Raw genomic sequence first — 13,902 nt, forward strand, 5'->3', positions numbered from 1 at the left:
GTCTCCCGAGTCATCGTCGCTAAACCCCTACCACGAGGCGAGGTCGTCAGGGGCTGGCCGGGTCTATGGCCGATAGCGCGAACTGCCCCGTCTCGTCGGTCGTGATCTCGCCGAGCGGGATGGCCGTGGCCACCGAGAGCAACGTGCCGTCGGGCGAGCGTGAGACGCAATCGCTTCCCTCACCCCAGCAAAAAAGCTGCACCACGGCGCCTGCCAGCGGCAGGCCGGCCTCGCTCGTGACCCGTCCGGCGAAGGGCATGGCCAAGGGCAATGTACGCGGGGGCAGGGGCAGATCGGCTGTTTGCACGCTGACGCTGGCCATCGGAAAGGCGGGCGCAGGCGCCGCGGGTACGGCCCGCAGCCGGTACGTGCGCTGCGGGGCCACTTGCAGGGCGTAGCCCCCCTGTGAATCAACGGTCGCCACGAAAGGCGCTGCCGCCGGGGCGTCCGTGTCGTATGCCTGAATGAGCGCGCCCGCCGCTTGTGGCGCCGGGGCAAGCTGGCCCGTGAGCGTGACGGGACGGGGCAGGTCCAGTGTGAGCTCGGCGCTGGTGGCGTCCAGCTGGATGTCGTGGTCCCTCTGCACGAGGCCTGGCCTCCGGGGGGGCGTGACGCGCACCCGGTAGCTACCCCGGGGCACGTTCAGGAACACCACCTGCCCTTCGGCATCGGTGGTCCCGCGGCGCACGACCTTTCCCAACAGCGCTTGCGCGGGACCTTGGTCGACGCGCAGGACGCCCGCGTTTGGCAAAGGTGTGCGCGTGGCCAGCTCCACCTCGGCGTCGGGCAAGGGCGCAAGCCCGTCGGGCAGGCGCACCCGCAGAACCACCTGCGTGGCCTCGTAAGGTTGCCAGGTCACCGACAGCGGCAAGAGCGCCCTTTGAGGCGTGACCGTCACACCCTCGGCTTCGGGCAGCTCGAGATCCGGAAGCGCGGCGTTTTCGGGGGCCCGCACGGTCACCCCGTACCGAGCCGCCGAGGCGCGCAGGGTAAAGCGGCCCTGGGCATCGCTCGTGGCCAACGTGGAGGGCAAGGCGCCGGCTCGCAAGAGCACACGGACGCCCGCCACGTTGCCACTGGCCGCGAGAGCCGTGCCCTGCACGAGCGTGCCGGAGTCCAATCGAAAGCTCTGAGACCCCAGCATCTGGGTGGTTTGGGCGCCCAGCAGCACCGGCGCAAAGTCGCTTTCGGGCACCAGCAGAACGTCGTAGACCAAAAACGGATCGACCCGGGCCTCGAACCGTCCGGTTGCCGCCGTGTGGCCCTCCCACCGAAACGTGGATTCTTTGGGCACCACGCGCACGAAGGCGGGGATCTGCACGTCGGTTTCGAGGGCCGAGGCGCGCTTGGGCGCGATGGACACCTGAACGCCCGGAGCCAGACGGAGCACTTGCTCTGCGACCCCGTCCCGGGACAGCGCGAGGGTGCGCTCGTAAGGCACCAAGTTGGCGCCTGCGGGTGGCAACACGCGCACCCACAGATCCGTGGTGCGTTCATTGGCCTCCAAAGCCTGCAACACCGTGCTTCCCGAGCAGTTTCCGGCCTGCACGAAAATTGGGTACGGCCCCCGTCGTTCCACAGGAAAGGTCAGGCGCTCTCCGCCCGTCTCCGCGACGAGAAGAGCCCCCTCGAAGCTCACCTGCCACACGAAAGACTCCTCCGGTGGGACGCGGCCGCTCTCCACCTGCGCCTGCACCGTGGCGGTTCGTCCCGGCCCGGCCACGATGCGGGTGAGCGAGGTGTCCGAGAGCGCCGAGAGCCGGATGCCGCAGGGGGAGCGAACCTCGCCGGAGCTCCCGCCGCCGGAGCTCCCGCCCAGTCCGGCGGAGTGCCCGCCTTGAGCGCTGGAGCCGCCGCCCCCGCCTTGATTGCCGTTCCCGCCCCCGGTGCCGCTCGACCCCCCTGGATCAATGGGCGACTCGTCGTCGCCATCGTTGCCGGTCGAGCTGGTTCCCCCGTGGCAAGCGACCAGCAGGCTCAGCCAAAGTACGGGGGCCGCAGGCGCCTTCATCGGAACTCGATTCTCCACGTGAAGCGCTGGCGGCAGGCGCTTCCCGCGCCACAGGTGTCGTCATCGGGGGCGCAGGTCGGGGGGCGGGTCACGCGGTCGAAAGCCTCCACGCGGACGCGCAGCACGTCGGCAGGACGAAAGCGGTCTGCGGGCACCCGCAGGGAGCGACCCGTGTTGTCGACCAGGACCAAGAGCGGCTCGTCGTCCCGCGCGGACAGGCTCCAGCGGAACGACGCTTGCGTGGGCATTCCGTCTCGGGGGGGCGCCGGATCCAGGTCGTCGTTGGAGCGCGCTTCGAGCAGCAAAGGCAAGCGCGTGTCGTGGAGCACGATGGGGCTTTCGGGGGTGGTCGCGAGGCAGGGCGGCAGATCCGGCCCTACCTCGACGAGGAGATCCGTCCCGGTGCCCCGGGCGCCCAACGCGTCTTGAACCTCGGCACGGGCGCGCCAGGTGCCGGAGCGCGTGGGTCGAAAACACGAGAGGTCCGGCGTTCCCGCGGAACAAGCCGACAGCGGGACGTCCTTCTGATCGGGGCCCTGCAACCGAAGTTGCGTGGTGACGGTGTCGTTGGGGTCGGGATCGGAGGCGTTGAGGACCAGGCGGACCTCGGCGCCGAGCGGGACCCCCACCGCCATCGTCGCGAGTTGCGTCGTGACCATGGGGTCGCCTTCCACCGCCAGGGCCACGACGGGCGCCCGGTTTTCGATTTCGCGCCCCACGTGCGTGCGCGTGCGGGCGCCCCGGCCGTCGCGCGCTTCCACCCAGATGCACACGGGACCGAGCTCGTGGCTGGCGGGTGTGAACGCAAAGCCCTCTGAAGGTCCTCCCGTATGCTCCACGGGGCCGGAAGCGGGCTCGAGCGGGCAGGGCCCTATCACGTGGCCCCAGGTGAGGGTCACGACGTCGTCATCGTCGGTCACGCTCGCCTCGAAGAGGTAAGCGTCGCCCCGGAAGAGCGCGGGGGGCGAGGTCTCGGCGATCTGAACGGTGGGTGGCACGTTGATGGGCTCCGTCAAAAGGCAACCCGTCAAGACAGGCGCAAAGGCGCCAAGGGCCCAAAAAACGCGCATCCGAACCACGTCCCGACGGTAGCACAGCCTCTCGTTTGCAAGCACCGGACCACCCGAACCCCTGCTCTTTCCCCGTGCTTTGCCAGGGGCGCACGCCCTTGGGCCCGCCAAACCCGCCCCGCCCGGATCCGAATGTCCTGTTCACGTCGCGTGCACGGCGAGCTCAGCGAGATGCCGTTGCACTCGACAACACGGGACGGCCTTGATCGTCGGGAATGATGTTCACGTCGAGGCGCGCACCGGGCAAGACGTTCAGCTCACCCACCCGCAGGCGGGGACTGCTGCGTGTCAGGGCGCAGTAGACCTCGTGGCGACCCGGCGCAACGGCATCGTAAGCGCGCGGGGGCGCTTTGCGCACGTCGTCGCCATCGAGTGAAGGGAAACAAAAAGCAAACCGTGCGAAGAGCCGCACGCGCGCCGGCGACGGTAAGGGGGTGGGGGTGAGGGGAGATGGGTCTGGGCTTGGCGGGGCTTGCAGGGGCGGCAAAGCCGCGGTTGGTGCGGCGGGCGCGTGCTCGTGCGTTTGAGGCCGGGGGCGCACGCGCGGCCGGGGCACGGCGCGATTGGGGGGGGCGTGCGCCGCCCCGGGCACCTCCGGGCCGGGTGGGGGCGGCTGTGGCTCGTCGTCCGCCGGGCGTGGGGCCGGCGACGTCAGCTTTTCCGGGCGGGTCAGAGGCGCGGCCGCGGAGGAGGCAAGCCGTGCCGTGGGCTTCGTGGTTTTCACCGTCCGCAAGAAGGCCGTGGCTGTCGCGGTGACCAGGAACACGCCCGCGGCCCCGAGCAACACCCGCCCCCAGCGGCGTTGAGTGGACAACGAATCGATGAGCCGCAACGCCTCGGTGTGTTTGGGCACGTAGGCCGTGGCTCTCCCCAGCTCGCCGAGGGCGCGGGCCAGCTGGCGCTTGCGCAAGAGCTGCTTGGCGTTCGCCACCGCGGCCTCGGCCAGACGGGGCCCGAGGGTGTCGTGAAGGGCCGCTGGCTCCGTCAGCACCTGCCGGATCACCTCGGAGCTGTCGGCGAGGCCCACGCGCCCGGCGCACGCCCGCAGCGCCAGGGCGAGCGCTTCCGCGGTCGAGAATCGCTCCGCTGGCGCGGCCTTGAGGCACTTGCCGATGATGCGGTCGAGGTCGTAACTCACGCGGGCGTCGATCTGTGCCGCGCGCTTGTACTCGCCTTTGCATATCGCCGTGATCACGACCAGGGGATCGCGCCCGGCAAAGGGTAGGGCGCCCGTGCAAACCTGGTACAGCAAAACCCCAAGTGCCCAGATATCGACCGATGGGCCCACCTCGCGTCCTCGCGCTTGTTCGGGCGCCATGTACGCAGGTGAGCCCACCATGGCGCCCGTGGCGGTCATCGTGCTCATGTCGCCGACGTGCGCGACCCCGAAGTCCATCAACACCAAGCGCGCGCCGCGCTCGCGGCGCTCGAGCATGATGTTGGCGGGTTTGACGTCGCGGTGAACCACGCCGCGCACGTGCGCCGCGCCGAGCGCGTCGGCCACGTCGGCCACCAGCAAAGCGCCCACCTCGGGGATGAGTTTGCCACCACGGGCTTCGAGCACCTCCTGGAGGGTTTCGCCTTCCACCAGCTCTTCCACCAAATAGGCGCTGTGCCCGTGGGCCGCGGGAACGAAGTCGTAAACCTCGACGATGTGCGGGTGGCGAAGCGCCGCTACGGCCAGCGCCTCGCGCCGGAAGCGTTCGGCGCCGCTTTCTTGGCTGGCGATGGCAGGGTTGAGGACCTTGAGCGCCACCTGGCGGTTCAGCGTGGTGTCGCGTGCGCGGAACACGGTCGCCATGGCGCCGTGGCCCAGCGGCTGCTCCAGCACGAAGCGCCCCAGCACGTCGCCTGCGCGGGGGGGTTGAATGAGGGACCGCGGCCGCGCAGGCGCTTCGTGCTCACCTCGTGTTGCGTCTTCGCCCGTCATGGCTTGAAGGTCTTCAGCCCGCTGGCGGCTCTGCGCCTGCCTTGGCCTCGGCGAGCTTTTCGGCGATCACGGCGGCCGAAGGCTCGAAGCTACGGGCAAAGTTGAAGTTCAAGGCGGCGCCCTTGAAGTCGCGGTTGGCAAGCGCGATCATCCCCAAGCGGAAGAACTTTTTCGCCTCGGGATGCTTCAAGAGCTCCTCGGGGTTCTGAGGTCCCTTTTTGTCTCGCGCCGTGATCACCAAGCGCTTGTGACCGCGCCCGAGCGCTTCGTCATAGGCGGCGCGCTTCTGTGGCTCCGAGAGCACACGATACCCCTCGGCGATGCGCGCGTAGATGGTCTCCAGCTTGCTGCGGGCCTCGGCGTCGTCGAGCGCCGCGCAGCGGTCGGGATGAAGCTTCGCGGCCACGTCGTAGAACGCTCGTCGAATGGTAGGGATGTTGGCCTGTTTGTCCACGTTGAGGAGCTCGTAGTACGACCGTTCGCTCAAGGTGGGTTCGACCAGGCGCGCGAATGAGATCAGTTGGGCGAGGCGATCGGCAGCGCTCATGACCTACGCCCTAAGGAAGAGCCGCCGGCAGCTGATCGGCGGCGGCGCGGTTGGCAGCGTCGTCGACCTCCTGCGCGCTCATGGCGCCGCGGACGTTCACCTGGGCCTCCTGGAAGTGGCCTGTTTCCTGGTCGCGCGCGCGCACACGCAAGATGCCGTTGGTATCGACCCTGAACGTGACCTCGATCGAGACCTCCCCTCGGCGTGCCAGGCGTATACCCGAAAGCTCGAGGTCCCCGAGCGGGTAGTTCTCGTCGAAGCGCCGGGCCTCCCCCTGACAGACCTGGATGCGCACGAGCGCCTGCCGGTCCGCCGAAGTCGTAAACACCCGCGTTTGCTCCACCGGCAGGGGCACGTTTCTTTCGATGATCGTCTCCGAGAAGCCCCCCGAGACCGCGATGCCAAGCGCGCGCGGGGTGACGTCCAGCAAGACGGCTCGGTTCGCCACGTCGCCGCTGCCATACGCGAGGTTGTCGGCCTGAATGGCGGCGCCCCAGGCCACCACCTCGTCGGGGTTCAAGTCGACCCGGGGCGGCCGCCCGAAGAAGCGCTGTGTCTCCGTACGTACCAGGGGAATGCGGGTAGACCCGCCCACCATGATCACCTCGTCGATCTGCGACACCGTCAGCTGCGCTGCTTGCATCACCGCCTGGCACGTCGCAAGGCTGCGCTGGACCAGCGGGTAAATGCCTCTGTCGAAGTCATCGCGTCGAATGTGAAAGCGCAGATTCAAGGTTTGACCGCGGTCGTTGACCACGAGCTGCTTGAGATCTCCTTTCGCTTCGGGCCGCTCCGAGAGGTGACGTTTGACCTGCTCGGCTGCCAGCATCAACCGAGCGCGTGAGCCGTGGCCCGCCCGGGGGTCGACCCCGGTTTGTTGCATGCATTGATCTGCCAGCAGGTTCATCAGCACCGCGTCGGCGTCGTCGCCCCCGAGAAAGCTGTCGCCGCCCGTAGCCAGAACCTCGAACACGTCGCCTTCGACCTGCAGAATCGTCACGTCGAACGTGCCGCCTCCGAAGTCGTAAACGGCGATGCGGCGGCTCATGTTGCGGCCAAGCCCATAAGCAAGCGCTGCTGCCGTCGGCTCGTTGAGGATGCGCATGACCTCGAGCCCGGCGATCCGACCCGCGTCCATCGTGGCGCGCCTCTGCGCATCGTTGAAGTTGGCAGGTACGGTGATCACGGCGCCCGATACCGTGTCGCCCAGATAGAACTCGGCGCACTGCTTGAGGTAGGACAGAAACAGCCCGCCGATCTCGGGGATCGTGTAGGTGCGATCGGGTCCAACCACCACCGCTTGCTCGTTGTTGCCCTCGGTGAGCCTGTAGGGCAAGCGTGATTGGGCGAAGCGGACCTCGTCTGAACGGTAGGGCAGGCCCATCAGCCGCTTCGAAGAGTAAACGGTGTACTCGGCGGCCACGATCCGGCGGGCCACCGCTTCGTGCGAAAACAGCTTGAGGCCGTCGGTCGAAAACGAAACGACCGACGGATGCAGGTGCCGTCCCTGACCGTCGGGCACGACCATCACCTGCCCGTTCGATACGGTGGCGATGACCGAGTTCGTGGTTCCTAAATCGATCCCGACGACGGCCATTTACGACACCAAATCAGAGCGTCATTGTACATCGTTTCAGTCGTCGAGCGCCACTGCCAGACCGAGAACCAGTGACGTTGCCACCACGACCCCCACGGCGGCGAGAAGCGGCCAGCGGGCCCGGGCCCAGGCATCGAAGTCCTCGTGAGGGCCTGGCGTTTGCGGGTCTCGTGCCTTCGGTAACGCGCTTCCGACCGCAAGCGTGGGGCCGCGGGCTTCGATGTCGTCCCCGGTCTGCGCCAGCATGTCGCGGCGGCGGGCTTGCTCGTCGAGCCGCATGACGGCGGCATGCACGCCACCCGGTTCGCCTGTCAGGGGCACGCGCGTCGAATCGATGCGCCGGCCAGACGCCACCTCCACGAGACGCGCTTCGAGCAGAGGGTCAGGCCCGGGCTTGAGCTCGGCCACCAGCGCGTAGGCCGCCCCCATGCGACGGGCGTGCGCGGCGGCCTCGAGATCCGGAAAGGTCCGGAACGCCTGGGCCGGCGCCTCCACCTCGAGGCGGGGGAGGGCCAGAGGTACGCGGGTCGCCCAAGGGTGCCGTCCTGGGCGCTCGACGCGGATGAAGTGTTCACCAAAAGGCAAGGCCAGGGTCACGGGGGCGGGCTGCGCCGGCAACGCATCCACGGACACGAGGGCGTCAGCCGGCGCACGCACGACCAGGGTGCCTTGGCCGCGTGTGCGCACCTCCGCCACGGCGGTCTGAAAACGGTGCAGCGCAAGGGGCGGGTAGGTGCGGTGATAGAGCTCTCGCTCGGGGCAGAGCGCGGCGGCTTGCAGGTAGGCTTGGCCCGCGGTGGGGCTGGGCGCAGGCGGCCCCTCTTCGGGAAGGTCGTGCCAGTCGGCCTGGTCGAGCGCCATCCCGAGGTAGAGGAAAAGGTCACAAAGCTCGTCGTGGGAGAGCCCCTCTGCTCCCGTCTCGGCGACTTCGGCCCGGGCGGTCTCGAGCAACTTTGCGCCCTGCTCGAACGCCAAGTCCCTGACCTGCGCCACCCCGGCGATCACGGCGCCCGGCGCCGAGGGCTTCGGCAACGCGGGCAGATCCACGGTCTCCACGGGAGGCAGACCCAGCTTGGCCGTGGCCTGGCGAAAGGACGCAAGCGCTTGGTCGTCGAGGGCCGCACCCTCGGCGCTCACGTAGATCGGATGCGTCGTGGGCGGCACCACGAGCGGCGCCGGCTGCGCGCGCACCGGGGTCGACAGGCCTGCCACGAGGCAGGCGAGTGCGGCCGCAGGGCCACGTGCGCGGGGGCGTTTCTTCATACCGGTATTGTTTCAGGCCCCGGTGCGCGCGGTCAATTTCGGGCGCGAGAAACCTGGGAGGCCGTACGCTGCGCCCGGCTTTCGTGCCCCCGTGCTCGAAATTTCACATCGCGCGACGTGATCCTCTGCGCTGCTGCCGCTATGGTTCACGGCTGGCGCATGCAAAGGCCCGCCCGCCCCACGATCTACCTCTTCGATATCGACGGCACTCTGGTGGATACGGCCGGTGCGGGGCGACGCGCGTTGGCGCTTGCCTTCGAGCGCCGCTACGGACGGGCGGATGGTCTGGATTTCAGCTTCGATGGCATGACCGATCGCGCGATTGTGGCCATCGGGCTTGCGGCCTTGCAACCTCACGGACTGGTTGACGCGTGGGCCTCACGGGAGGCCAAGCAAGCGGAGATCGACGCTTTGCTCGAAGGTTACGTGGAGGCCCTGCGGCGGGAGGTGGAAGCGGAAGCTCACCGGTTCGTGGTCTACGAGGGTGTCAGCCACGCGGTCGATCTGGTGCGGGAGCGCGCCGAAGGGGTCGTGGGCCTCGGCACGGGAAACATTCGAAAGGGCGCGGCCCTGAAGCTCGAGGCGGTGGGGCTCTACGAGCGCTTTGCGTTCGGTGGTTTCGGGTGCGACCACGAGGACAGGGCGCAGCTCTTGGCGGTGGGCGCGGCCCGGGGCGCAGCGTTGCTCGGGCGGGACGTCTCCGATTGCAGGGTCTTGGTGATTGGTGACACCCCGAAGGACGTTGCGGCGGCGCATGCAATTGGCGCGCGCTGTTTGGGCGTGGCCACGGGGCGCTTTGGCGTTGCGGAGCTGAAGCAGGCCGGCGCCGACCACGTGGCGGACTCCCTTGCCACGGCCGAGGCACGGCGCGCGCTGGTGAGCGTCGCCTGAACCGGGAGCGTGGGCTCAGCCCTTCGCCACTGCGCGCGGCGTCGTCTGAGGACAAAGGCGCGTGATGATGTCCTCGAGCAGAAGCCGCGTCCAGTCGCCGGAGGGTCTGCCAAAGTAAAAGCCCTGCACGACGTCGCAATCGCTTCCGTGCAGGTGGCGAAACTGCTCCTCCGTCTCCACGCCCTCGGCCACGACCTCGAGTCCCAGGCGGTGTCCGAGCCCCACGATCGCGCCCGCCACGGATCCTTTGCGGCCGGTGACGTTGATGGCGTTGATGAAGGAACGATCGATCTTGAGTACGTCCACGCGGAAGCGCTCGAGGTAGGCAAGCGACGAATAGCCCGTGCCGAAGTCATCCACCGCGATCCGCACGCCCGAGCGCTTCAAGGCCTCGAGCGTCCGGTTCGTGTGCGACGTGTCCTGCATGAGCAAGCTCTCGGTGATCTCCAGCTCCAGCCCGCCTGGCTCGATCCCCGAGGCCGCCAGCGCCTTCTTCACTGCGTCCACGAGCCCATCGGTCTCGAACTGCTTGGCCGAGAGGTTCACGGCCACCCGCAGGTCAGGCAGGCCCTCGGCGCGCCAGCGCGCGAGCTGAAGGCACGCTTCGCCCAGCACCCAGGCGCCCACGTCCACGATGAGCCCCGTCTCTTCCAAGACCGGGATGAATTCGGCGGGAGACACCAAGCGCCCATCGGGCTTGCGCCAGCGGAGGAGCGCCTCGAGGCCCACCACGCGGCCCTCCCGGATGTCGATCTGAGGCTGATAAAACAGAAGAAACTGTTTGTCGCGCAAAGCGTGCCTCAGGTCCGCGGCCAGCCGCAGCTGCAGGGAAGACTCCACATCGCGCCCTCCCTCGGCGATTTGCAAGTTGTTCCTGCCTCTCTGCTTGGCTGCGTGTAGCGCGATATCAGCCGCCTTCATCAGTCGCTCGCCGGTCTCGCCTGCCTGCGGGTGAATGGCCACCCCCACGCTCCCGGTCACCACCAATTCGATGTCGTCAACCATGAGGGGCGCCGTGAGCGCCGCCAGAATGCGCTGAGAGACGTCGACGGGGCGTGCAGTCACCGTTCAGGTCCTCCAGCAACACGGCGAACTCGTCGCCGCCGATGCGCGCCACGGTGTCGTACTCACGGACGGTGGCGAGCAGCCGCTGGCTCATGGTCTTGAGCAGGAGGTCCCCCGCCTCGTGCCCCAGGCTGTCGTTAATCGCCTTGAACCGATCCACATCCACGAACAAGACCGCCAGGGGTTGGTTCTGGCGTCGGGCGCGGGCCAGGGCTGCGTTCAATTTTTCTTGAAAGGTCGTCCGGTTGGCCAGGCCCGTCAGTTGATCGTGGCGAGCCAGGAAGGCAAGGCTTTGCTCGGCGCGCTTGCGCTCGACGGCGTAGCGAAGCGTGCGTCGCAAGGTCCGCTGGTCCATGCCCCGCTTCGACAGGTAGTCCTGAACGCCCATCTGCACACCGCGCAGGGCGATCTCTTCGTCGTCGAGGCCGCCCAGGATGACCACGGCCGACTCGGGCGAAAGCGTACGGACCCGCACCACCACGTCGAGCCCGCGGGCGTCCGGCAGTGAAAGGTCGGCCAAAACGGCGTCGAAGTCACGGGCGCGTAGGATCTGAAGGCCCTCAGCCAGACGCTCCGCCAGGACAATCTCCGCCACCGCAGGGGCCAGCATGGCGCGAATGGTCTCGGCGTCTTGGGCGTTGTCCTCGATCACCAGCACCGAGTAAGCATCATTCACCACCTGGGCGTGGGCGCCGCATCGCTGCTCGTAAAGTGCGCATCCCCGCCGCATCACCTCCTCGAGCTCGTCGGCATTCCAGGGTTTCGACAGCACGCCGTCGATCTGGCTGGTGCTGGCGCTGGTTCGATTGAGGTCCAGATCGGGCATGCCCGTGACCACCACGAAAGCGGCGTGAGGCTGAAGAGGGCGCATCTTCTCTATCAGGGTGAGCCCATCCATGGCCGGCATGCGGAGGTCCGTTACCACCACCGGGTACTGCCCGAGCTCCGCCAACCTCAGCGCCTCGGCGCCGCTACCCGCCGCCTCGGTCTCGAACCCCCGGCTCGCCAGAACGCGTGAAAAGGCCCGCCGAATCCCGGGATCGTCGTCGATGAACAGCACTTTGGCGGAAGGGGGCGACATCGCGGTGTCTTTCGATGGGACTTATCGGATTTGTCATCGGCGGCTGCCCAGCCGGCTTGAACGTGGCGCTTGCCCGCGATTGGGCTCAAATGAAACGCCCCGGACTGGCCGAAAGCCTGTCCGGGGCGAGCCTCGCGGTCAGCGAGGGGGGCGCGTGACGTGCGTGAGTCAGGCCGCCGCTTGCGCTTGCCGCGCCAGCTCGGCGATCTCGTCGTCAGTCAGGCCCTTTTTGTTGTCGGCCAGCGCAATGAAGGTCTTGTAGACCATATCGATCTGCCCGGGCGTGAGCTGGAAGCCCAGGTGCGAGCAACGGTCGGCCAGGGCATGGCGGCCGCTGTGTTTGCCCAGCACCAGCCGGCTCTCGGGCACACCCACCGTGGTGGGATCCATGATCTCGTAGGTGGTGCGTTCCTTGAGGAAGCCGTCCTGGTGAATACCCGCTTCGTGGGCGAAGGCGTTTTTCCCCACGATGGCCTTGTTGGGCTGCGGGCTCACCCCGATGATCGAAGAAAGCAATTGGCTCGCAGGAAAGAGTTCGGGGGTGTTGATGCCGGTGGCGAAGGGCAGCAGGTCGTTGCGGACCTTCATCGCCATGACCACTTCTTCGAGCGAGCAGTTGCCTGCACGTTCACCGATGCCGTTGATGGTGCATTCCACCTGGCGGGCGCCCGCCTGAACGCCGGCCAGGCTGTTGGCCACCGCCAGGCCGAGGTCGTTGTGGCAGTGCACCGACACCACCGCCCGGTCGCCGACGGCTTGCACCACTTTGGCGATCAAGGCGCCGAACTCCTGGGGAATCGCGTAGCCCACGGTGTCGGGGATGTTCACGACCGACGCGCCGGCGTCGACCGCGGCGCGCGCGAAGCGGGCCAAGCTTTCGGGGGAGGTCCGGGTGGCGTCCTCCGCTGAAAACTCCACTTCACCTACGTACTTGCGGGCCAATTGAATCGCCTTGACCGCGCTCTCGAGCGCCTGGTCCTCCGTTTTGCGGAGCTTGTATTCCAGGTGGATGGGGCTCGTCGCGATAAAGGTATGGATCCGGGGGCGTTTCGCCTTGTCCAGCGCCCGGGCTGCCTGCTCGATGTCCTTGACATTGCAGCGCGCCAGGGCGGCCACGCTGACGCCCGAGAAGGTGCGGCTGATCTGGTCGACCGCCTCGGTGTCACCCTCGGACGCCATGGGGAAACCCGCCTCCATCACGTCGACCCCGAGCTCCACGAGCTTGCGCGCCATCTGAAGCTTTTCGGCCACCGTCATGCTGCATCCGCAGGACTGCTCGCCATCGCGCAACGTGGTGTCGAAGATGAATACGCGGTCGTTCATGGTGCCTCTGTTCGGGTTCGTCTCGCTGGGGGTGAAGAATGGTCGCGCCGCGCGCGGCACGCGCCCGCGGTCGCCCTGAAGCTCTCAACTGTAGCGAGCGTCTCTGGATTTGGCGAATTTATTGTTTTCACGATTGGAATAAGTTTTCTTAATCTTATAATCAGCGCTTATTCATGACAGGGGGGCCATAAGCGTTGGAGCTACACGAACTTCAAGTGTTCCGCATGGTGGCTGCGGAGGCGAGCTTTTCGCGGGCTGCCGCGAAGTTGGGGCGTACGCAGCCAGCGGTGTCTCTCGCGGTGCAGCGCCTCGAGAATGAGCTGGGTGAGGCGCTCATCGATCGCGGCAGCAAGGCCATGCGTTTGACCGATGCGGGCCAGCTGGTCTACGAATTCGCGCGTCGCTTCGAGAATCTCGGCGGGGAGCTGGCGGGCGCCCTGGCCGAGCTGCGGGACAAGTCTGCCGGCCAGCTGCTGATCGGCGCCAACGAGTCCACCACCTTGTACCTGCTGGGACACATCGTGCAGTACCGGCGCAAGTACCCCCGGGTGCGGGTGCTGGTGCGTCGCAGCCTTTCGAGCAAGATCCCCGAGGAGATCCTGGGGGGCGATCTGGAGCTGGGCGTGGTGTCCTACGAGCCCCGGGACGAGCGCCTCTCGACGCGGGTCATCTATACGGACCACCTGGCCTTCGTGGTGTCTCCCGAGCACCGGCTGGCCCGGCGCAAGACCGTGTCGATCGGCGAGCTGGGCATGGAGACCTTCATCGCCCACAACGTCCTGTCCCCGTACCGCGAGATGGTGGTCAAGGAGTTCGAGCGCCGCAACGTGCCGCTCAACCGGGACATCGAAATGCCCACGGTCGAGACGATCAAGAAGCTTGTGCAGCTGAACGAGGGCGTGGCCTTCCTGCCCCGCATGTGTGTGGGGCCCGAGGTCGAGCAGGGCGTCCTCAAGGAGGTCCAGGTCAACGAGCTTCGGATTGCCCGAAAGATTCACCTGGTGTTCCCGGCCCGCCGCTCTCTCAGCCATGCGGCCAAGGCGTTCCTGGCGTTGCTCTGAGTGGTCGTGGCGGCGTCCCGGCCCCCGGTATTGGCCTGATCCCGACTCTCGGTGTCAAGCTGC

General features: G+C 67.6%; 11 protein-coding genes. 2 read left to right on the forward strand and 9 right to left on the reverse strand.

What is annotated here, in order from left to right:
• Nucleotides 1–46: 46 nt before the first annotated feature.
• From KA712_04220 to KA712_04245, 6 genes are all read right to left on the reverse strand, one after another.
• On the reverse strand, nucleotides 47–2,011 hold the full coding sequence (locus KA712_04220) for a hypothetical protein (GenBank protein ID MCG5052145.1): 1,965 nt from the start codon (nucleotides 2,009–2,011) through the stop codon (nucleotides 47–49).
• Entirely contained in the window at nucleotides 2,008–3,009 is a 1,002-nt protein-coding gene (locus KA712_04225; protein ID MCG5052146.1) for a hypothetical protein, read from the reverse strand. Before KA712_04225 ends, KA712_04220 begins: the two co-directional genes overlap by 4 nt.
• Before the next feature lie 235 nt (nucleotides 3,010–3,244).
• On the reverse strand, nucleotides 3,245–5,011 hold the full coding sequence (locus KA712_04230) for a serine/threonine protein kinase (GenBank protein MCG5052147.1): 1,767 nt from the start codon (nucleotides 5,009–5,011) through the stop codon (nucleotides 3,245–3,247).
• A 13-nt stretch (nucleotides 5,012–5,024) separates the two neighbouring features.
• Nucleotides 5,025–5,558: a DnaJ domain-containing protein gene (locus KA712_04235; GenBank protein ID MCG5052148.1), complete on the reverse strand. Its 534-nt coding sequence runs from the start codon at nucleotides 5,556–5,558 to the stop codon at nucleotides 5,025–5,027.
• Between the two features lie 10 nt (nucleotides 5,559–5,568).
• The gene (locus KA712_04240; GenBank protein ID MCG5052149.1) at nucleotides 5,569–7,155 is read right to left on the reverse strand and encodes an Hsp70 family protein; all 1,587 of its coding nucleotides are present in this window, start codon (nucleotides 7,153–7,155) and stop codon (nucleotides 5,569–5,571) included.
• Between the two features lie 36 nt (nucleotides 7,156–7,191).
• Entirely contained in the window at nucleotides 7,192–8,418 is a 1,227-nt protein-coding gene (locus KA712_04245; protein MCG5052150.1) for a hypothetical protein, read from the reverse strand.
• Nucleotides 8,419–8,577: 159 nt separating this feature from the next.
• Here KA712_04245 and KA712_04250 point away from each other — a divergent pair, with 159 nt between their 5' ends.
• Nucleotides 8,578–9,309, forward strand: coding sequence for an HAD family hydrolase (locus KA712_04250; protein ID MCG5052151.1), 732 nt, complete (start codon nucleotides 8,578–8,580; stop codon nucleotides 9,307–9,309).
• A 15-nt stretch (nucleotides 9,310–9,324) separates the two neighbouring features.
• Here KA712_04250 and KA712_04255 read toward each other — a convergent pair whose 3' ends face one another.
• The 3 genes from KA712_04255 to KA712_04265 form a co-directional block, all read right to left on the reverse strand.
• Nucleotides 9,325–10,374: a GGDEF domain-containing phosphodiesterase gene (locus tag KA712_04255; protein MCG5052152.1), complete on the reverse strand. Its 1,050-nt coding sequence runs from the start codon at nucleotides 10,372–10,374 to the stop codon at nucleotides 9,325–9,327.
• Entirely contained in the window at nucleotides 10,307–11,455 is a 1,149-nt protein-coding gene (locus tag KA712_04260) for a response regulator (GenBank protein ID MCG5052153.1), read from the reverse strand. Before KA712_04260 ends, KA712_04255 begins: the two co-directional genes overlap by 68 nt.
• 168 nt (nucleotides 11,456–11,623) lie before the next feature.
• Nucleotides 11,624–12,778 (reverse strand): 2-isopropylmalate synthase, encoded by a 1,155-nt coding sequence (locus KA712_04265; GenBank protein MCG5052154.1) that lies wholly within the window; start codon nucleotides 12,776–12,778, stop codon nucleotides 11,624–11,626.
• A 194-nt stretch (nucleotides 12,779–12,972) separates the two neighbouring features.
• On the opposite strand from KA712_04265, the gene KA712_04270 reads away from it, so the two are divergent.
• Nucleotides 12,973–13,839 carry a LysR family transcriptional regulator gene (locus KA712_04270; protein ID MCG5052155.1) on the forward strand — a complete coding sequence of 289 codons (867 nt, stop codon included), beginning with the start codon at nucleotides 12,973–12,975 and terminating at the stop codon, nucleotides 13,837–13,839.
• The last annotated feature ends 63 nt before the right edge of the window (nucleotides 13,840–13,902 follow it).

It is taken from the genome of Myxococcales bacterium, from assembly GCA_022184915.1.
Lineage (GTDB): Bacteria > Myxococcota_A > Polyangia > Fen-1088 > Fen-1088 > JAGTJU01.